Source organism: Priestia sp. MDV22-iso46, from assembly GCF_058629175.1.
The window spans coordinates 103186-123730 of sequence record NZ_JBZVWT010000003.1 but is presented as its reverse complement, the minus strand read 5'-3'; the positions used below and the strand labels follow the sequence as shown (position 1 = coordinate 123730).

At 37.5% G+C, this 20545-nt stretch carries 23 protein-coding genes; 8 read left to right on the top strand and 15 right to left on the bottom strand.

Features of this window, described 5'->3' with window-relative positions:
• Positions 1 to 170 precede the first annotated feature (170 nt).
• The gene (locus AC4NPH_RS17770) at positions 171 to 722 is read left to right on the top strand and encodes a DUF4352 domain-containing protein (RefSeq protein WP_063672322.1); all 552 of its coding nucleotides are present in this window, start codon (positions 171 to 173) and stop codon (positions 720 to 722) included.
• A 184-nt stretch (positions 723 to 906) separates the two neighbouring features.
• On the opposite strand, the gene AC4NPH_RS17765 is transcribed toward AC4NPH_RS17770, so the two are convergent.
• On the bottom strand, positions 907 to 1521 hold the full coding sequence (locus AC4NPH_RS17765; protein WP_013058267.1) for a TetR/AcrR family transcriptional regulator: 615 nt from the start codon (positions 1519 to 1521) through the stop codon (positions 907 to 909).
• Between the two features lie 189 nt (positions 1522 to 1710).
• Between AC4NPH_RS17765 and kynU the strand changes: the two genes are divergently transcribed.
• From kynU to kynB, 4 genes are all read left to right on the top strand, one after another.
• Positions 1711 to 2997 (top strand): kynureninase, encoded by a 1287-nt coding sequence (gene kynU, locus AC4NPH_RS17760; protein ID WP_098196796.1) that lies wholly within the window; start codon positions 1711 to 1713, stop codon positions 2995 to 2997.
• A 117-nt stretch (positions 2998 to 3114) separates the two neighbouring features.
• Entirely contained in the window at positions 3115 to 4557 is a 1443-nt protein-coding gene (locus tag AC4NPH_RS17755; RefSeq protein ID WP_055992711.1) for an amino acid permease, read from the top strand.
• 39 nt (positions 4558 to 4596) lie between these two features.
• Positions 4597 to 5451 (top strand): tryptophan 2,3-dioxygenase, encoded by an 855-nt coding sequence (gene kynA, locus AC4NPH_RS17750; protein ID WP_013058270.1) that lies wholly within the window; start codon positions 4597 to 4599, stop codon positions 5449 to 5451.
• A 32-nt stretch (positions 5452 to 5483) separates the two neighbouring features.
• Positions 5484 to 6110, top strand: a complete 627-nt coding sequence (kynB, locus tag AC4NPH_RS17745; RefSeq protein ID WP_013058271.1) for an arylformamidase — start codon at positions 5484 to 5486, stop codon at positions 6108 to 6110.
• Between the two features lie 107 nt (positions 6111 to 6217).
• On the opposite strand, the gene AC4NPH_RS17740 is transcribed toward kynB, so the two are convergent.
• The 12 genes from AC4NPH_RS17740 to AC4NPH_RS17685 all read right to left on the bottom strand — a co-directional run bounded on the left by AC4NPH_RS17740 (position 6218) and on the right by AC4NPH_RS17685 (position 16352).
• Positions 6218 to 6421 carry a 4-oxalocrotonate tautomerase gene (locus tag AC4NPH_RS17740; RefSeq protein ID WP_013058272.1) on the bottom strand — a complete coding sequence of 68 codons (204 nt, stop codon included), beginning with the start codon at positions 6419 to 6421 and terminating at the stop codon, positions 6218 to 6220.
• Positions 6422 to 6499: 78 nt separating this feature from the next.
• Entirely contained in the window at positions 6500 to 7288 is a 789-nt protein-coding gene (locus AC4NPH_RS17735) for a 2-keto-4-pentenoate hydratase (RefSeq protein WP_013058273.1), read from the bottom strand.
• A 2-nt stretch (positions 7289 to 7290) separates the two neighbouring features.
• Entirely contained in the window at positions 7291 to 8316 is a 1026-nt protein-coding gene (dmpG, locus tag AC4NPH_RS17730; protein WP_387567991.1) for a 4-hydroxy-2-oxovalerate aldolase, read from the bottom strand.
• On the bottom strand, positions 8306 to 9223 hold the full coding sequence (locus AC4NPH_RS17725; RefSeq protein WP_013058275.1) for an acetaldehyde dehydrogenase (acetylating): 918 nt from the start codon (positions 9221 to 9223) through the stop codon (positions 8306 to 8308). The genes dmpG and AC4NPH_RS17725 overlap by 11 nt, the downstream gene beginning before the upstream one ends.
• A gap of 23 nt (positions 9224 to 9246) precedes the next feature.
• Positions 9247 to 10026: a 2-keto-4-pentenoate hydratase gene (locus AC4NPH_RS17720; protein ID WP_013058276.1), complete on the bottom strand. Its 780-nt coding sequence runs from the start codon at positions 10024 to 10026 to the stop codon at positions 9247 to 9249.
• Positions 10027 to 10050: 24 nt separating this feature from the next.
• Positions 10051 to 11520: an aldehyde dehydrogenase gene (locus AC4NPH_RS17715; RefSeq protein WP_063672326.1), complete on the bottom strand. Its 1470-nt coding sequence runs from the start codon at positions 11518 to 11520 to the stop codon at positions 10051 to 10053.
• Entirely contained in the window at positions 11517 to 11990 is a 474-nt protein-coding gene (locus tag AC4NPH_RS17710; RefSeq protein ID WP_098196798.1) for a RidA family protein, read from the bottom strand. The genes AC4NPH_RS17715 and AC4NPH_RS17710 overlap by 4 nt, the downstream gene beginning before the upstream one ends.
• Positions 11962 to 13005, bottom strand: a complete 1044-nt coding sequence (locus tag AC4NPH_RS17705) for an amidohydrolase family protein (protein WP_098196799.1) — start codon at positions 13003 to 13005, stop codon at positions 11962 to 11964. Before AC4NPH_RS17705 ends, AC4NPH_RS17710 begins: the two co-directional genes overlap by 29 nt.
• A complete protein-coding gene (locus tag AC4NPH_RS17700) occupies positions 12990 to 13538 on the bottom strand; it encodes a 3-hydroxyanthranilate 3,4-dioxygenase (protein WP_013058280.1) in 549 nt (182 codons plus the stop codon). Before AC4NPH_RS17700 ends, AC4NPH_RS17705 begins: the two co-directional genes overlap by 16 nt.
• A gap of 89 nt (positions 13539 to 13627) precedes the next feature.
• Entirely contained in the window at positions 13628 to 14185 is a 558-nt protein-coding gene (locus AC4NPH_RS17695; RefSeq protein WP_029323383.1) for an NADPH-dependent FMN reductase, read from the bottom strand.
• A 55-nt stretch (positions 14186 to 14240) separates the two neighbouring features.
• Positions 14241 to 14786: an FAD synthetase family protein gene (locus AC4NPH_RS17690; protein WP_013058282.1), complete on the bottom strand. Its 546-nt coding sequence runs from the start codon at positions 14784 to 14786 to the stop codon at positions 14241 to 14243.
• Between the two features lie 87 nt (positions 14787 to 14873).
• Complete coding sequence (locus AC4NPH_RS17685) at positions 14874 to 16352, bottom strand: 4-hydroxyphenylacetate 3-hydroxylase family protein (protein WP_098196800.1); 1479 nt, start codon at positions 16350 to 16352, stop codon at positions 14874 to 14876.
• A 375-nt stretch (positions 16353 to 16727) separates the two neighbouring features.
• On the opposite strand from AC4NPH_RS17685, the gene AC4NPH_RS17680 reads away from it, so the two are divergent.
• Positions 16728 to 17360 carry a Crp/Fnr family transcriptional regulator gene (locus AC4NPH_RS17680; protein WP_013058284.1) on the top strand — a complete coding sequence of 211 codons (633 nt, stop codon included), beginning with the start codon at positions 16728 to 16730 and terminating at the stop codon, positions 17358 to 17360.
• Positions 17361 to 17453: 93 nt separating this feature from the next.
• Positions 17454 to 18113, top strand: coding sequence for a Crp/Fnr family transcriptional regulator (locus AC4NPH_RS17675; RefSeq protein WP_098196801.1), 660 nt, complete (start codon positions 17454 to 17456; stop codon positions 18111 to 18113).
• Between the two features lie 265 nt (positions 18114 to 18378).
• Here the strand turns inward: AC4NPH_RS17675 and AC4NPH_RS17670 are convergent, their stop codons facing one another.
• Positions 18379 to 18768, bottom strand: a complete 390-nt coding sequence (locus AC4NPH_RS17670; RefSeq protein ID WP_063672336.1) for a carboxymuconolactone decarboxylase family protein — start codon at positions 18766 to 18768, stop codon at positions 18379 to 18381.
• Positions 18769 to 18876: 108 nt separating this feature from the next.
• Here AC4NPH_RS17670 and AC4NPH_RS17665 point away from each other — a divergent pair, with 108 nt between their 5' ends.
• Positions 18877 to 19260, top strand: coding sequence for a MerR family transcriptional regulator (locus tag AC4NPH_RS17665; RefSeq protein WP_098196802.1), 384 nt, complete (start codon positions 18877 to 18879; stop codon positions 19258 to 19260).
• A 369-nt stretch (positions 19261 to 19629) separates the two neighbouring features.
• Here the strand turns inward: AC4NPH_RS17665 and AC4NPH_RS17660 are convergent, their stop codons facing one another.
• Positions 19630 to 20478, bottom strand: a complete 849-nt coding sequence (locus AC4NPH_RS17660; RefSeq protein WP_098196803.1) for a sialate O-acetylesterase — start codon at positions 20476 to 20478, stop codon at positions 19630 to 19632.
• Positions 20479 to 20545: the final 67 nt, after the last annotated feature.

Here is a 20545-nt window from a genome sequence, read left to right as displayed (position 1 = left end):
TTTAAGTATAACAAGTCCATATTAGTGTATATTAAGCAGTTTGATCTAACCTATTATTAAAATAAGGAAATTTAATATTGTAATATAACTATATATATGTAAACATTAAACATGTATTTTAAATACATAATAAATGCATGTTTAATGTTTACAGGAGGAAATGTACTGAAATGAAAAAATTTTTTAAGATTGGCTGTTTAGGATTTATTATTCTTATTGCACTTATTGTAGTAATTGCTGTCGTAGCATCAGGTGGAGACGATAGTGGTTCTGGATCTAGTTCTAACTCTTCAAAATCAGAAGAACAAAAAGCTCATAAAGTGGGAGACACTTTTACAGTAGATGATAAAGCAGAAGTTTCTGTAACAAAAGTAGAAGAAAGAGAACAAGTTGGAAACCAATATGCAAATAAAAAAGCTTCTGAAGGCGGTACACTTGTTGCTATCCAATGGACTGTTAAAAACATCTCTGACAAACCATTAGGTGCTTTTTCAACCCCAACAATTAACCTCATTGATGAAAAAGGAACAAAATATGACGCTGATATTGATGCAACATCAAATTATGCAGTTGAAACTAACATTGATGACTCTAAGATTGCAAGTGATTTAAATCCAGGTATCAAAGTTACGGATGTTGACGTATTTGAGGTTTCAAAAGATAGCTATGCAAAAGGTAAATGGTATATTGAAATAAACGGAAGTAAAGTTCAAATTAAATAATACTTTTCCATAGAGTAAAAAGCTCACTAAACGTTCAACGTTTAGTGAGCTTTATTATATTTATACTATTATCTATACCCGTGAGAGAGTATATGGGGAAACGGCCCCTTTTTCTGCAGAGAATGTTGAATAGTAACGGGATACTATATACTTGTTTCAAACAAGTGCAATTTACGCACCGAAATTATAAATAGAGTCCTTTAATATAAATAGATGCGATATTCTTAGCAATTTGTTCGACAGGGTGCTCATATTCATTACGAACAATTTCCCAAAGGTACATTTCATTAGTGAAAAACCACCCTCTTGCTACTAACTCGTTATGTACATCTTTACGTGCTAATCCATTGCGCTGCGCATAGGCAATGTCTTCTGAAATTCGTTGAATAAACTTTTCCCGAATGTTCTTCCATTTCTCTGAAACGAGAGGAGAAATACCAATAGCCTGCTCAAACACTTGCAGCATTTTTTGTTCATCCTCAGCCATTTTTAAAAACTCGTTCGTTTGTTTATGAATCATTTCTTCTGCTTCATTTACAGATGCGGGTAAAAATGCAGCCTCGGCAATTTCATAAAATTTCTCCATAACATTCTCCATTAATACAACTAAAAAGTCTTCTTTTCCTTCAAAATGAACGTATGCAGTCCCATACCCAACCCTTGCCTTTTTTATTATTTGAGTGATAGTTGCTTTGTGAAAACCTTCTTGTATAAATACTTCTCTTGCAGCTTCTAATAATTTTTGTCGAGTCTTTATTGAACGTAAATGCCGTTTATCTTCAATATTATTTTCATTCATTAAGGCTCCTTCCTCCCTATCCGTTTTACTCTCTAGGATATAGAAGTTTTCACAAAACGAAAAGTAATAAAGAGAATTTATTACAAAAATTATTTTTTTAATTTTCAAAATTATATTATTGACACTGTGTCATATTCTTTGTTACGATTCTTCTAGGATACATATTAAGTAATGCAGAGGAGGAAAATTATGCAATTAAATACCTTTAAACCCACATTAGAGTATGCCAAACAGTTGGATCAAGAAGACTCCCTTTCAAGTTTTCGTAACGAATTTTATTTAAAGCCTGATTCCATATATATGGATGGAAACTCATTGGGGCTCCTTTCTAAAAGAGCTGAACGCAGACTTATAGAAGTATTAAATGATTGGAAAGAACAAGGAATTGATGGATGGACTCAGGGGAAACATCCATGGTTCTCCTTGTCCGAAAAATTAGGTGAAATGAGTGCGCCGTTAGTTGGGGCTTCTAGCGAAGAAGTCATTGTAACTGGTTCGACAACAGTTAACCTTCATCAGCTTGTAGCTACTTTCTACAACCCAAAAGGAACGCGCACAAAGATTTTAGCTGATGAATTGACCTTCCCATCTGATATTTATGCGCTTCAAAGTCAGCTGCGAACCCACGGATACAGTCCAGACACTCACCTTATACGTGTAAAAAGCCGCGATGGCCGTTTTTTAGAAGAAGATGACATTATTGAGGCTATGACCGATGAGATTGCTTTAATTATCCTACCAACTGTACTCTATCGCAGCGGCCAAATATTAGATATGGAACGATTGACGGTTGAAGCACACAAACGTGGAATTTTGATTGGATTTGATGGCTGCCACTCTATTGGTGCAATTCCTCACTCATTTAGTAAATGGGATGTAGACTTTGCATATTGGTGTAATTATAAGCACTTAAACGGTGGACCTGGCTGTGTAGGCGGTTTATATGTAAATAAAAAACATTTTGGAACAGCACCTGGTTTAGCAGGCTGGTTTAGTTCAAAAAAAGAAAAGCAGTTTGATATGGAGCACACATTAACACCTGCTGATTCAGCCGGTGCTTATCAAATTGGAACACCCCACGTTTTAAGTCTTGCTCCTTTAATTGGATCGCTAGAAATTTTCACTGAGGCTGGTATAGATAATATTCGAGCTAAATCTCTTAAAATCAATCATTATTTAATGTATTTATTAGAAAAAGAACTGAGTGACTTCAATTTTACCCTCGGAAGCCCTAGAGAAGATAAAAAGCGCGGAGGGCACGTAAGTCTTGAACATAAGGAAGCAGCGCGCATTTGTAAAGCATTAAAAGAGAATGGTATCATTCCAGATTTTCGCGCTCCGAATATTATTCGTCTTGCTCCTGTTGCTCTTTATACTTCTTATACAGAAGTCTGGGAAGTAGTACAAACTTTGAAGAAAATTATGAACGATAAAGAATATGAAAAATTTAAAAACGAACGTGAAGTAGTGGCGTAAAAGCTAAACTACTTGTTTTTTTAACGAGAAAAGTAAGCGCTTTCTAATTCTTAAGGAAGCTATTTTACGTAGATATGCAGCCAAACCATTATTTTGAAACTATGAGGGAGATGAAATATGAAAAACCACAATACTCAATTGCCAAACAAAGATGACGCAGAAAAGGGATTAAAACGAAATCTAAAAACAAGTCAATTGACAATGATTTCGATGGGCTGTGCAATTGGAACTGGACTATTCTTAGGCAGTGGACTTGCGATTCAAACAGCTGGACCTAGTGTATTGGTTAGTTATGCCTTAGGAGCTTTTGTTGTATTACTCTTAATGGGGTGTTTGGCAGAAATGACAGTGGCCCACCCTACCTCTGGATCGTTTGGAACAATTTCTGAAAAATATGTACATCCCCTGGCAGGGTTTTTGGTTCGCTATTCATATTGGATAGCCAACGTTCTCGCCGTTGGAGTAGAAGTAAGTGCAATAGCCGTGTATATGAAGTACTGGTTTCCAAGCGTTCCGGGTATTGTCTGGATTTTAGTGTTTGCTGCTATACTAATCTATGTAAACGCAACTAGTGTTAATACGTTTGCTACTTTTGAGTATTGGTTTTCTATGATAAAAATCAGTGCAATTGTGGGCTTTATTCTTTTAGGATCCTATGTTCTGTTTGGAACAGATGCACGCCCTAATATGGGTACAGATAATTTTGTAAATGATGGTGGATTCCTTCCTTTCGGGTGGTGGGGAATGTGGGTAGCTGTCTTTATTTCCCTCTTTAGTTTCTTAGGAACCGAAATGATTGCAGTTACAGCTGGAGAAGCAAAAGAGCCTGATGTAGCCGTTCCGAAGGCTTTAAAAGCAACTGTGTTTCGTTTAACTACTTTTTACGTTTTGACTATAGGCATCATGTTAATGATTGTTCCATGGAAGTCAGCTCAAGTTGATAAAAGTCCATTTGTGAAAGTAATGGAAATTCTGAATATCCCGGCTGCCTCTGGAATTATGAATTTCATTATTTTAACGGCTGCTTTATCAGCTATGAACAGTCAGTTATATGCTTCTACACGTATGATGTTCTCTCTCTCTCAAAGTAAACATGCACCAGCTTTTTTAGGGAGACTAAGTAAAAAAGGTGTACCGCTATGGGCCCTTGCTGTATCAACCCTGGGCATTTTTCTTGCGGCAGCAGTTAATGGACTGCTCCCAAGCTCTTCATATGCCTTTATGATGGGTATTTCAATGTTCGGAGCTATGTTCACATGGCTTATGATATTTGTTTCTCACCTCTACTTCCGAAAAAAATGGGAGAAATCTGGTGGAAGAAAATTACCGGTAAGAATGCTTGGCTTCCCCTATTTTACGATTTTAGGAGCCATCTTATTACTCGGTTTAATGATTACCACTTGGTTTACAGATTTTAAAATTATGCTTCAGTTTGGAATTCCTTGGTTAGCATTCTTATCCATTGCTTATTTTATCTCTAAGAAAAGAAAAGTTAACCATCATTTTGCAGAAGATATGGCTAATAGCAGCTTGAAAGAGGAATTAGAGGAATTACGTTAACGTTCAAGTTATTTTACATAAAAACAAGGGGGATACAAAATGAAAACGACAAATAACAAGGCACCAAATGCAGTTGAACTAGAGAAAGAACTTCAAACGGACTTTCAGAAAGCTATGTCATATGGAGATTACCTGCACCTTGATAAAATATTATCTAGTCAGCATAGACTTTCTAATCACCATGATGAAATGCTGTTTATTGTCATCCATCAAGCTAGTGAACTATGGATGAAACTAATTCTACATGAGGTAACAGCTGCTATTCAGTGCATCCGTGCTAATAACCTGGAACCTTCATTTAAAATGTTATCACGCGTTTCAAGAATTCAGCAGCAGCTAATTCAATCTTGGAGTGTTCTCTCTACCTTAACACCGGCAGAGTACATGGAATTTAGAGATAAATTAGGTCAATCTTCTGGCTTTCAATCTTATCAAAATCGCCTGATAGAATTTGCTTTAGGAAATAAAAATGTCCATACACTCTCTGTTTACCAGCATGACGCGGATTTGTATCAAAAAATGCAAACGGCTCTTCATGAGCCTAGTATCTATGATGCTGCTATTCATGCTCTTATGAAACGCGGGTTGCCGGTAGATCAAGAAGTTTTACAAAGAGATTGTTCACAGCCTTACGAACCGAATGCCAGCGTAGAGGATGCATGGCTTACCGTATACCGTAACGTTGATCAGTATTGGGACTTATACGAATTAGCAGAAAAATTAGTTGATATCGGAAATCAACAGCAAATGTGGCGATTTAGTCATATGAGTACAGTAGAAAGAATTATTGGAAACAAACAAGGTACAGGCGGATCTTCTGGAGTGAATTACTTAAAGAGAGCTCTGGATCAGCACTTCTTCCCAGAACTATGGAGCCTGCGAACTAAGCTATAAATATTCTATAAAAAGATAGAGAGGTAGTAAGAATGAGCAAATGGATTGATATTTCACAGCCTCTAGACGAAAAAACAGCAGGATGGCCTGGTGATACTCCCTTTTCTTATGAAGTGAATTGGAGTAAAGAAGAGACCGGTTCTGTAAATGTTGGAAAAATAACAATGAGTATCCATACCGGCACTCATATCGATGCACCTTTTCATTTCGATGATAACGGAAAAAAGGTTATAGATTTGGACTTAGATTTATATATTGGACGTACAAAAGTTGTCCATATCCCAGCTAATAAAAGCATTGGAATAAATGAATTGTCAGATGTTACTTTAAAAGGTATTACACGCTTATTGATTCGAACAGACGCGTGGCAAGACCGAAGTGTTTTCCCGGAAACCATTCCTTACATTGAACCAAGCTTAGCTCCTTACCTTGCTAAGCTTGGCATTCGCCTGCTAGGCATTGATCTGCCTTCAGTAGATCCACTCGATAGTAAAGAACTAGCGGCTCACCATGAACTTGCATACCATAAAATTCATATTTTAGAAGGTGTTTTACTAGATAAAATCCCTTCAGGAGACTATGAACTAATCGCAGCTCCTCTTCCTTTAGTTGAAGCTGATGGAAGTCCTGTGCGCGCGCTGTTGAAAAAAATCAACTAACTTAAAGCGACTATTAAAAGAACGATTCTTTTTCCTTAGATAGTTTCCGATGTATACAAAAAAGAGCGGTATATAAATATACCGCTCTTTTATTATAGCTAATCAAATTATTTCTTCTTATTCATATCTATTTCTTTCCTTGATACTCCTGCAATTCCCCAGTGCGAAGATGGAACCTCGTTGACAATGATCCTTACTCTCTCCTTTTCAACGTGAAGGCTGTTAGAAATTGCTTCGGTTACTTCTACTAACATGTTTTTAATGTCTTTTTCTTCTCTTCCTTCCAAAAGGTGAACTTGTACAATCGGCATACTATCGACTTCCCTTAAAGTTTTCTATACAACAAAGGGCCTTTATGTTCAGATGAAATAATTATTAAAAAATTCTAGTTAGCTGCAGCTGAATGATACGCTGCCTAAATCAGCGAACTGTGCATGGATACTATCACCTGATCTAAAAGAAATTGCTTCAGATACCGCTCCAGTTAATACGATATCCCCTTTTTTCAACCCTTCTTTATGTTCACCTAGTTTATTAACCGCCCAGGCGACAGCTTTAGCAGGGTGTCCTAGCACGGCAGCACCCGCGCCTACCGTAGCAACCTCTCCGTTTTTAGACATCACCATTCCGATATTAGCTAGATTCACTTGGTCAGGCTTTATCCAATTGCTCCCTACAATAAAACGTGAAGACGAACAGTTATCAGCTACTACATCAGGAAGAGTAAATTTAAAATCCAAGTAACGGCTGTCGATAATTTCAAGAGCTGGTGCAACATATTTTACTGCTTTTAAAACATCTTCTTCAGTTAAGTTGGTTCCACAGAGGTCTTCCCCCATTAAAAAAGCAATTTCAGGCTCAGCCTTTGGGTGAATCAGCTGATTAAATACTATAGGTTCCCATTCAAGTCCCAACATGTCGCTTGTTAAGTATCCATAAATCGCTTCATGTACCCCCATCATTTCCTGCTTAGCCTTACTTGTTAAACCAAGCTTTACACCTACTCGTTTTACACCGTCTTGTACTTTTCGTTCAATCAATTGTTTTTGCAAGCTGTAAGCGTCATCAATTGTCAAATCAGGGTAGCGTTCCGTCACTTTTGTTACTTCATACCCTTCTCTTTCTGCAGATAAAAGATAGTCAACGATTTCTAAATTTGCGCTTTTCGTTAAAGGCATTATCACATTTCCACCTTTCTTTGAGCTAACTCAGCAGCCACGTCTAGAATCATATCTTCTTGACCGCCGACTGCTTTTCTTTTACCAAGTTCAAGTAAAATATCACGTGAATCCAAATTAAAACGCTTTGCAGCACGCTCTGCATGAAGTAAGAAACTAGAATACACGCCTGCATAACCCATTGCGAGGCTGCCTTTTCGAATCTCTTGAGAGCCTGGCAGGATAGGTCCTACTACTTCTTCAGCCAGATCCATTATTTTATATAAATCAATACCTACATCTATTCCTAAACGGTTTAACACGGCTATCAATGCTTCAGTTTGAGTGTTACCTGCTCCGGCTCCTAAACAACGAACACTTCCGTCTATTCTCGTGGCGCCTTCTTCAATAGCAGCAAGCGTATTTGCAACAGCTAACGAAAGGTTGTTATGAGCGTGAAAACCTACTTCAACTTGAAGAGAGTTACGCAGTGCTCTAACACGTTCACGAACTTCATGAGGCAAAAGAGCTCCTGCTGAATCAGTTATGTAAACTCCTTGTGCCCCATAGCTTTCCATTAGCTTTGCTTGCTCCACAAGCTTTTCTACGGGTGCTGAATGGGCCATCATCAGAAAACCGAAAGTTTCCATCCCTAGTTTCCGAGCATATTCAATGTGCTGTGCAGAAACATCTGCTTCCGTCACATGTGTAGCTACTCGGACTAAGCCTGCCCCAAGGCTATTTGCTTGCTTCAGCTCATGTACCGTTCCAATTCCCGGAATTAAAAGAACAGCAACGGTGGCTTGTTTCGCTTCTTCTACCGCAGCCTCAATTAATTTCATTTCGTCAACGAGAGACTTTCCGTATTGCAGAGTCGAGCCTCCTAACCCGTCTCCATGACTAACCTCGATATAGTGCATCCCTGCATCGTCCAGCGCTTTCGTGATACTTTTTACTTGGGCTTCTGTAAACTGATGTTTGACTACGTGACTTCCATCTCGGAGGCTGACCTCTGTAATCTTAATAGGCTGATCACTGTTACGTTTCATTCGTTATAGCCCTCTCTTTCTTTATTCCTCCATATAAGCTCTCTTCGATTTTATAGCGGGCATAATCTTCCGCAACCTTCGCTGCAGCAGCCGTCATAATATCTAAGTTACCGGCATAAGAAGGAAAATAATCTCCAGCTCCAGTTACCTCTAAAAAGACTGTTACTTGATCACTATCAAATAATGGTTCTTGCTTTAAATTATAGCCTGGTACATATTCTTGTACTTTTTTGACCATATCCTTGATAGCCTTTTGAATAGCTTCTTTATTCACATTTTTCACTTTACAATAAATTGTATCGCGCATTAAGATAGGTGGATCAGCCGGATTTAAGAGAATAATAGCTTTTCCGCAGTCTGCACCTCCTACCTTTTCAATAGCTTTTCTTGTGGTAACAGTAAACTCATCAATATTTGCTCGTGTTCCTGGTCCAGCGCTTAGGCTAGAAATAGTAGCCACAATTTCTCCATATGTTACATCTGCAACTTGGTTGATTGCATAAATGATAGGAATCGTTGCTTGACCGCCGCATGTAATCATGTTTACATTTTCTGATTCAAGATTTTCTCCAAGGTTAACAGGAGGACACACAAAAGGTCCTTTGGCAGCAGGAGTTAAGTCGATAACCATTTTTCCTAAGTCTTTTAAAATCTTTGAATGTCTAACGTGAGCCTTAGCCGATGTAGCATCAAACACAATTTCTGCCAGATCTGGATTTTCAGCAAGGGCTTTTATTCCATTGCTGTATGTTTGATATCCTGCTTCTCTCGCTCTTTTTAGACCATCTGAATCCGGATCAATTCCAAGAACAGCTGTTAACTCGATAAATTCGCTGCGCTGAAGCTTATACATCAAATCGGTCCCAATATTTCCTGAGCCAATAATTGCGGCTTTTACTTTTTCCACTACTCTTCACCTTCTTTCCGATATTATTCAAAACGTACGGATACTGAACCAAGAGAACCGAATTCTGCTTTTACTACATCCCCGCTCGCAACTGGTACTGCTGAAGATAGAGCCCCTGGTAAGATTAATTCGCCGGCTTTTAAACAAATATCGAAATCAGATAGCTTATTTGCCAGCCATGCAACCGCATGTGCCGGATGTCCAAGGGCAGCTGCTCCAGCTCCTGTTGCGACGAGCTCTTTGTTTTTATAGAGAAGCATACTAGTCGTACGTAAATCGGCTTGTTCAATTGTGGAATATTTATTCCCTACCACTACTTTGGCAGAAGAGCCATTGTCTGCAACCGTATCCACTAATTTGATTTTCCAATCGGCAATACGGCTATCGATTACTTCGATGGTCGGCACGACGTATTTCGTTGCCATTAAGACATCTAAATAGGTAACGTTTGGCCCTTTTAAATCTTCTTCTAGAATAAATCCAATTTCCGCTTCAATTTTTGGAGCCACCATTGAATGAATGTTGATTATTTCATTATCCGTTACTTTCATATCATCAAATAAGTGTCCATAATCAGGCTCACTAACTCCTAACATATCTTGCATTGCTTTACTGGTTAGACCAACTTTTTTACCAATAATTTTTTTTCCTTCTTCCAGCTTTCTTTTTACAATCTCTAATTGAATATGGTAAGAATCAGCTACTGATAAAGCAGCATGTCGTTCTGTAATAGGAGAAATTGGCTGATTCGTCTTTTCTGCTTCTAAAAGTTCTTCTGCAAGCTCACTAATAAGTGTACGCATCCGTTAATCACCTCTTTTATAGAGTTAAAGTTTCATCGTAATTGTTTTGGCTTCGGTATAAAATTCAAAGCTGTGCCGGCCGCCTTCACGACCAATTCCACTTGCTTTTGCTCCACCAAATGGCGTTCTTAAATCACGAATATACCAGCAGTTGATCCAAAGTAATCCAGCAGTAACTCCAGAAGCAACGCGTTGTGCTCTTCGTAAATCATTTGTCCAGACAACCCCTGCTAATCCATAAATAGAATCATTGGCAATTTGAATTGCTTCCTCTTCTGTTTTAAACGGAATGACAACAAGTACAGGACCAAAAATTTCTTCTTGAGCTACACGCATTTTGTTATCTACGTCGTAAAGAACAGTCGGCTCATAAAAATTTCCTGTTTCTAAACCTTCTACTCTTTTTCCTCCGCATGCCAGCTTAGCTCCTTCCGCCAAACCAATTCGAACATATTCATCGACCGTTTCTAAGTGACTTTGTGATACAAGTGCTCCCATGTTTGTCTCTTCACTCAGAGGATCGCCTACTTTAATATTTTTTACCTCCGCTGTGAACTTTTCAAGAAACTGCTTATAAATGCTTTCTTGTACAAGTAAACGAGAACCTGCTAAACATATCTCTCCTTGATTTCGATAGATTGCTTCGATAGATCCTTTTACTGCTTCATCTAAATCCGCATCTTCAAATACAATATTGGCTGATTTGCCTCCAAGCTCCAGCGAAACAGGAATCAGGTTTTCTGCTGCATTTCGCATGACCGTTTTTCCTGTATTACTTTCCCCTACAAATGAAATACGCCGAACGGACGGGTGAGTAGACATAGTAGTTCCTACCGTATTCCCCGGACCCGTAATAATATTCAACACACCAGGAGGCAATCCAGCCTCGTTAGCGATTTCTCCAAGCATCACTGCACTTAACGGTGTATAAGAAGCAGGCTTAATAACCACTGTATTACCGGATGCCAAAGCAGCGGAAGTTTTCCATGTCATCTGCATAAACGGTAGATTCCAAGGGATAATGAGGCTTGTAACTCCCGCTGGTGAATACTTGGCATAGGACATTACATTATGCTTTTCGTAATGCTCATGCACCATATATTTAGCCATCTCAGCAAAGAAACGGAAGTTTTGAGCTGCTCGTGGAATATCAAACTCTCGACTTTCTTTAATAGGTTTGCCTACATCTAGCGTTTCTAAATAAGCTAGTTCATCTACTTTCTCCATAATTAAGTCAGCCATTTTACAAAGGATAGCAGAGCGCTCTTCAACAGGCATTTTGCTCCAAATACCGCTTTCAAATGCACGTTGAGCTGCGTCGATAGCGCGCTTTGCATCTTCTGTGCCGCCATTAGCTACAGAAGCTAATTTCTCATTCGTTGCTGGATTAAAGGTATCAAAGGTTTGACCGGATAGGGCATCTACGTATTCTCCATTAATAAAAAGCTTTGCGTCTTTTACCGTCATTTTTTCAATAACTGCCTCTTTACTCATCGGATATCCTCCTCATCCTCAATCTCTAAAATCATTTCAATTTCTACAGCTGTGTTATTGGGGAGCTGGGCCATCCCTACAGCTGAACGGCCGTGTTTCCCTTTATCCCCAAATACTTTTACGAGTAAGTCTGAAGCGCCATCCATTACTTTAGGCTGGTCTGTAAAGTCCTCTGTACTATTTACAAAACCAAGAATTTTAACGACACGCTTCACTTTGCTTAACCCGTCTAACTCATAACTTACCGCACTCAATACATTCAGCATTGATTGCTGAGCGGCCTTATATCCCTCTTCAATTGTTAAATCCTTGCCTAACTTGCCGTGATATTGATCTACACCTTGGCCAGCAGTAAACAATAAATTACCTGTTCGTACACAGCTGACGTAGTTTCCTACTGAAGGACGAACCTTTGACAGCGTTAAGCCAAGTTCTTGTAATCTATCCTCTGGTGTTTGTACTGTTGGCATAAATGTCACTCCTTTTTTCTTGCCCAATGTTTAGAAACTTCGCGGCATTTCCACCTAGCATATCTAACCTTTGTTGTTCCGTTATATCCAGCGTTTCATCCAGAACTTTTCCGGGAACAACTTCACGCAGTAAAAATGGATAATCCGATCCCATAAAGATTTTTTCATGTCCAAAACGTTCAATCATGTACTTTATGTTCAGTGGATCGTAGTTTAACGAATCAAAATAAAATTGCTTTGCATAGTAACTAGGAGGATGTGTTGTCAACCTGAGGTGCGGCCATACTTCCCACCCTTTATCTAATCTAGGAAGAATATAAGGGAAAGATCCTCCTCCATGTGCAAAACAGACTTTTAATGTAGGAAATTTCTCCATAATGCCGCTCCATAGAAGAGTTGCAGCCGCTAGTGCTGTTTCACTTGGCATTCCTACCGTATACATAAAGTTATGGTTTGGCATTCGATCACGGCCTAACGTTTCCCACGGGTGAATGAAAATGGGCACTTCCCACCTTTCAGCCATTTGAAAAAACTCAATGAAAGACGGATGGTCTAAATTTTGACCATTGACGTTTGTCCCAATTTCAATTCCATGCAGTTTTAATTCATTCATGCACCGTTCCATTTCTTTAACAGCCGTAGGTCCGTCTTGCATAGGAACCGTTCCTAACCCAACAAAGCGGTCAGGGTATTTAGCAACTGTTTCTGCAATAAAATCATTTTGGATTTTAGCCATTTCTAATGCATGTTCGGGCTGAGCCCAATAAGAGAACGTAACAGGGATAGGAGATAACACTTGAATATCTACTCCTTCTTTATCCATGTCAGCTATACGTTTTTCAGGGCTCCATACTTGGTCCGTTACGTCTCTGAAATTTTTCCCTCCAACCATAATTGATGCGCCGCATGTGCATGTGCGTTCTAGCACAGGCCAGCGCTCACCGCCATATTTTTGAGCAAAGTCAGGGAAACTTTCCGGAATGATATGTGTATGAAAATCTATTCGCATTTCCATTCACTCGCTTCCGGTGCCATGACATGATTACACTTTTTACATGTGCGTAATTCTAAGCTGCTGTTGAACTCTTGAATGGCTTCTTTTACTTGAACTTCAATATTGGTTAGCTGAACTTTCACACGATGCATCTCCGCATCACATTCATCACAGAACCATACAAAGTCTTCTAACTCCCCTTCACTTCTGTTTCGCTCGATAACGATACCGATTGTGTCTGCTACACGATGTGGAGAATGCGGAACGTTTGGAGGAAGTAAATACACTTCTCCTTCTTTCACCGTTACAACTTCACGCTTGCCTTCTTCATTAATGATTTCAACATAGCAATCACCTTTTAATTGATAAAAAATCTCTTCGGAAGGATCTACGTGGAAGTCACGGCGTTTATTGGGTCCTCCCAAAACCATAAACATCAATTCTGAGTCTTTCCATACCACTTTATTGTTTACAGGTGGTTTTAACTGGTCTTTATGCTCTTCGATAAACTTCCAAAGATTTAATGGTTTAGATGATTGAATAGTATTTGTCATTGAGATAATCTCCTTTTAATAAATTTTAATTTTCAAAAAATAAAAGTTATTTTGATTACACTTGAAAATATTAAAATCTTAAAATGTGATTAATTAAGGATTTCCAGCTCGCTTACTTTTAGTTTTTTCTGCATGTAGACGACTTCATTTGCTAAATTCTTAATGCGACCTAACACCTCCGGATCGGCTACTTCATTCTTTTGATTAAAGTGAGTCGTATGAGCGTATACATAACTCGGTGCCACAAAAGCACGAAAGTAACCCGCAATAGGCTTTAACTGATTTTCAATGACTAGATAATGCTGATAAGTCCCGCCTGTGGCGATGAACCCCATTACTTTATTTCGAAAAACCTGGGGATGTATTAAATCAAATACATTCTTAAGAGCACCGGTGATTGACCCTTGGAAGATAGGTGAACCAATTATATAAAAATCAGCGCTAGAAATAATTTCAATGACTTTTTTAGTATCTTCTGAATAAGCAGAGGGATCGCGGCCATCACAAAATTGGATAGTGTAATCTCGTAAATCTAAAAATTCAATTTCGATGTCTGGATGCTGCAATTTAGCTTCTTCAAGCACTTGTTGAACAACAGCACCTGTTTTAGAACCTATAATCGTGCCTGATATGCCTAGTAATTTCATTTTCACTTTCCTCCTTCTAAAGAAGTCTCATACTTATCTTCAAACACTCATTTTTTTATACATATTCCTTTTGTAAAGACCAGCCTAATAAATCATTTGATTGGTCAATTGCACCTTGCTGGAGTAACTGACGAATTCTAGTAGAAGAGATTCTTGTTCCTTCTGAACAACAGACAGGCGGGATGATATCTACTAGGAAGTGCTTTGCCAGCAGCTTGATATCTCCTTCTCTATTTCGGCCGAAACGAAAATCGTTGCCTACTATGATCTCCGATGGATTAAGCTTTTTTAAGTTGCTGATAAAATCAATTGATGGGCGCTTAGCGTATAACTCATCAAAATGGATAATAACTGCGTAGTCTACTCCTAACTCAGCTATCAGATGTACCTTTTGGTCAATAGGCGTTAACACTTGATCACTTTGAAAATGAAAGCGAGGAGGAGGATCAAATGTATAAACAACGCTAGGTACCTTTAACGCTTTGCTTCGATTTACAGCTCGCTTAATTACTGCTTGATGTCCTTGATGCACGCCATCAAATGCACCTATAGCTATTACTGATGCTGGTAAAGTTAGTATTCCGTCCTCATACCTTTGCATCTTTACACCTCCCTTATTAAGAACGTAATCAACCTAGGCTCTGTATCTATTAACAAATTTCATTTTTAGATAAAAGGATTATGGGTATCAGCTATTTGTTACTTCTTTCTTTTTAGCTTCTGTATTTAATGCAGCATCTACCATGGCAAATGAATGGCTGCGCTTATAACTATTGTAGAAAATAGCTCTTTTACGGATTGGATCTCCGGTATAGTATCGCTCGTATTGTAGTAACCTTTGGCCAAATGCTTCTCCACATAGATCCCACGCTAATTTAAATAATTGAACACGGTCTACAGCAGGTACTCCTTCTCGGCCTCCATAATAACGGTCTAAATCCTCTCTTAATTCAAGATTTTCAAAATCCGCTCCTGTAGGAGACATAAGCAAACCGCCTGCACCAATTGTTTGCATAACTTCAATAGCACGAGGGTACATTTTAGGAAGCAATCCACGAATTGTTTCTAAAGCCGTTTCATTTGGAAGAGCTTCTCCTTTTTCATTAATCGTATACTCATACTCTGATGTCCGAAGCAAAGCTCTAATAGATTCAACTGACTGTACCAATTCCCCTAAGCTCTCTTGAACGTTTAGATATCCGTCTACACCGATTGCATCCGCTACTTTACAAGCTACTTCCGTTGCAAATTGGAGTTTGATTAATCCTCTTACGCCAGATTGATGTGCCGGTTGCTGGGCGATTCCTGTTTTAGGATAAAGAAGATTTGCAGCTTCAATATTGTTATATAAAAACACTCGGTTCCAAGGAATCAGCACATCATTAAAAATCAATACCGCATCCATCTCTTCAAATCGAGAGGCTAGTGGATGATCAAACACTGATCTTGTTCCGTCTTGCATAGCTTCCCGGCAAAGAATTCGAAGTCCCGGTGTATCGATTGGCAGCGCAAAAGCAAGTGCATAACGTTCATCTCCAGGTTTAAATCCTGGGAACGAATAAACAATAACTTCATCGGTAATAGGTGAAAGTGTAGCTAGCATTTTAGCTCCTTTTACAACAAGTCCATCTGGTGTTTCTTTTACAGCACCTAAATGAGTGAAGAGATCTTGTTGTTCATGTGAGGCTTTGCTTCGGTCGTTCTGCGGGTTGATAATAGCATGAGTTAAAAATAAGTCATTATCACGAATATAACGGTAATAATCTCTTATATTTTTGCCCCACTGTTCATTGTAATAATCTAGAAAACTAGCATTATGAAATAAAGAAGTGACTACAACATTTAAGAAATCCGGTGTTCTTCCCATCAGTCCAAAGGTAGCTTTTGCAAATGCTTCAAACACTTCTCGGCGAGCTACTAAATCTTCGTAACTTTTAGGAATTAAGAAGGCATTTGATATTCTCTCTCCTGTTTCTTCGCAAATATGAGTGATTTTCTCTTGGTAAGCCGGGTCATGCTGCATATCGTACAACTTCGCAATTTCTAAAATAGGCTGTTGAAACACCTTTTCTTCAAATACATTTGTAATTTTTCTGCCCCCTAACCAAATTTCTGGCTGGCGTGATTTTAATGCATCAATATATTGAGCACCTGTACGAATCCCCATATTTGTTCATCCCCTTAAGGTTTAATAGTAATTAATTGAATTATAGTATTTGATTTTTTTCAGGGGTGTAGTCTCGTTAACATTTTTTTGGAGTTTTTTATTTTTGGAATAGACGGAGTAGCTCAAATAAGAAATTTATATTATTGCATTTACGCATTTTTCGCTTTAAGATATTGTAGAAAGCGTAACGTTTTTATAAAAATATTGGCTTATTAAAAAAGAGAAGAAATAAAGCGCACATTGTTGTAAGCGCTTACTTATTTTTGTTTTTATAGCAAAGTAAATAAAATGCCCTACCCTATAGTGTGTTACTTGATCTTACAATTGTCTTTTCAATTTTTTAGGCGTATCTTATATTTTGGTTAAGGAGTGAGTATGATGGCTATTCTCTTCAATCACGAAAATAATTTCAAAAACTACTTAATGTACGGAAAAAGGCAATATATGAAACAAAAAAATGTGGTATATGAACAAGGAGACATAGGAGAAGGATTTTATTACTTGGACAGTGGATTAATTAAAGTCCATACCTCTACCCCATTAGGGAAAGAACGCGTGTTAAACATTGTATTGCCAGGTCAATTATTGGGAGTTCAAGCAATGGACCAACAAGCTCATTTTACTACTGCTACTACAGTAAAAGATTCCGTACTATATTATTTTAGTTATGACGATTTCAAAACACTTATAACTCTCCACCCGCCCATACTAAACCTTATTACAAAGAGTATTATTCAAAAAATGCATATCCTAGCTGAACAAATTAATTTACATACATTAACTACCGAACAGCAAATCGCCGCTGTGCTCTTAAACATCTATCATGACTTTAAAAACTATGAAATTCCTTTAACACAAAAGGACTTAGCAACGTGTACCGGTTTAACAAGGATTACGGTTTATAAAACGTTAAAAAAATGGAAAGAAAAAAAACTAATAGATAGTAAAAATAAAAGATTTTTAATTAAGAACCCGGATCTGTTAAAAAATTATCTCTTTCATTCATAAACGCTTTGGTCACGTTATTAAAGTAAAGAATAATGCTTCATGTATGAAATGTTTCTATACGTTTAAAATACACTTTTATAGAAAGGTGATTGAATGGTAAACCTTCGATACATATGGCGTCCCTTTTTAAAGTATGGACAGATGATAAAATTAGAAGAAAACACCACGATCTATTATCAAGGAGAAGTTGGTAAAGGATTTTATTATTTAGATAAAGGCAGTGTAAAGATTACTCTCTTAACTGAGAAAGGAGCAGAACGTACGGTTAACTATGTACCTGAAGGCATGTTATTAGGGGAAAACGGTATTAATAAAGAGCCTTATTTAACAACTGCCGTAACCACAGCTCCATCCGTTTTATATTATTTTACTAATGAAGCAATGTTAAAAATATACGAGGAGGAACCGAAAGCAGTCATTCTCTTTACAAATTCTCTTCTCTATAAGTTTAGACTGCTAGCAGAAATTATTACGTTTCTTAATCTCCCCGTTGAACAACAGATGGCTCATTATTTATTAAAGCTCGTAAAAGAAAATGAGGAATTTCCCTTTAATCAAACATCCTTTGCCCGCTACGTTGGGACTTCCCGCATTACCGTGAATAAAATTATTCAAAAATGGAGTAAAGAAAAATGGATTGAGCTGTCTAATCAAAATATTTATATTAAAAACATCAATAAACTTAAAGAAATAAGAGATCAAAACAGCAAAAATATAGGAGATTTAGATATGCTAATGCTGCCATTAATGTGATTATAAATACACTTGTGATGCTGCTTCGCACATAGAAGGTATGGAGGAAAATACAGGGAATGTGAAAATATAATTTAATAAAAAAGAAGTTACCTTTAGGTAGCTTCTTTCACTAAAAAAGGAGTCTATTTATTCTAAGGTTAACCTTATATCACAAATCGTGTTTTTCGGAGTACTACTACGATTTATTGTGGTTTATCCTAATCAAGACGTACCTCTGTTTAAAAGTTCAATTAAAATCGCCTTGCCATATATACATATACCTTTATTTCAAAGTTACGGTTAATTCTCTTTCTGTAAAAACTTGTTTAGCAATAAAAATAGCATTTAACACTCTAGGAAAGCCAGTGTATGGAATACAGTGAGTAATGGCTTCTACTATTTCATGCGGTGTGAGGCCTACATTAAGCGCAGCATTAATATGAACATTTAATTGTGGTTCACACCCTCCTTGTGTCGTGAGTGAGCTTATCGTAACCAGTTGTTTTTGCTGTAGGTTAAGTCCTTCTCTTGTATAAATATCTCCAAAGGCAAATTCAATGACATATTTCCCAATGTCAGGAGCAATGTCTTTTAATGATTCAATTACTCGTTTTCCACCCTCTCCATCTACCTCCATTAACGCTTTCCAACCATTTTCGTAACGTTCATTCATCAACTGAATCTCTCCTTACAACTGAGTTATTTTATTTACAAGTTAGATATTACGCTTTAGAGCGCGCTCTAAAGCAAGCATTTTATTTCTCATGTTATAATAATTAATATGGAAAATTTATTCAGTATTCAACAAATAGCAAGTATGACCGGTCTTTCTACACATACTTTGCGTTATTACGAAAAAATTGGATTAATAAAAAATGTGCAAAGAGCCCAAACCGGATATCGGCAATATACAGATTTTGATCTAGCTTGGATTCAGTTTTTAATTCGTTTACGTGTTACAGGAATGCCTATGCTTAAAATGAAGCAGTTTTCTGATTTGCGACAGAAAGGAGAGTCTACTATTACGGCAAGAAAGGAACTGTTAGAGGAACATTATAAAGATGTCTTAGGCAAGATAGAGGAACTAGAATTAAATTCGCATAAAATTGAAGAAAAGATTGCGCACTATAAAAAATTAGAGACAGTGGAAAACCAACAATCTTAATAACTATAAAAAAGACCTTGAAACACACCTTTCAAGGTCTTTCTTATAGCACCTAATATAACATTAAACAAAAAACGCTGAATTTATATATGTAGCAGATTTGAAATATTCCCACCTAACACTCTGTCTGCAACTTCTTGACTAGTTGCATTTGAAAAATTTGCGTGTCTTGAATACCGGCTTTTTGGAATTCCTGTTTAAAGGATTCTCCTTTTTTTTAGTTTTAATAATTAACAAATCTATACTAACTCCACTCATTCATAATTGCCAAAAGTTCATATCCATATGAACCGGGTTTTTCTTTTAACAAACCTAAGATTAAAAGTGGAATCAATTGATCTCTCCTCATAAAATGGGATTAATTCTGCTTTACTTACTTTCATTAATAGTAGAGATATTAATAGAAAACTCCTCAAAACTTAATTGTCCCAAGGCAAACTTCATACTTTCAACAAATATACGTTCATTTTTAGTTAGTTCACGCTTTGCTTCCTTTTCAATCCATTCATGCTCAACGTATAAAACATCTAAAACATGCTTTTGTTTTGAAAAAGCCTCATAATATCTTAATCCAAACTTTCTTTGGGAGACGGCATCAATATGAATGCCATCTGGATTTGCTGTTAAGCCTTTTGATGTTACAAAATAACAATTTTTTTCAGTATGGGCAACTTTAGATAATATCTGGTTTATTTGTTTATATTCTACAGCGCTTTTTCCAAATCCCACATCTCCAAGGTAATGTCCCAACTCACCGATAATAATCGGGATATCTGGTGCATTCAATTCTTCTCTCAAATGTTTAAATAATGAAAGCAATTTATCTTCATACGTCTTATAACGTTCTCCGTAACTGTCGCTTTCTCCTTGATGCCACAGAATTCCCACTAACTCACTTGTTTCCATTGCGAATTTTGCTTCAGAAATCGCGTGTCTTGTTAATAGTCCGTCAATTGTCCACTCATCAATTGAGCTTCCTCCTTCGGCACATGGTATGACCCCAATGGACTCGCCCCGATGATCCTCTGTCCAAGCTTGGGCAAAAGAGGCTGCTGGCCCAACGCCAGATATGTGACGATCGAAATTAAGTGGTTCTGCCATCGTTTGCCATCTACCGTTTCTCAACATATTTATATGCTCATTATAAATCGGCGGTACATCCTCAATAAATCCTCTGCCTGCCATATTTGATTGTCCAATTAACAATACAGATTTCATAGAAACGCCTTCTTTCTTTGTTTACAATAGTCTAATTAGACTAAGTAGGTTTATCAATATAATTTAA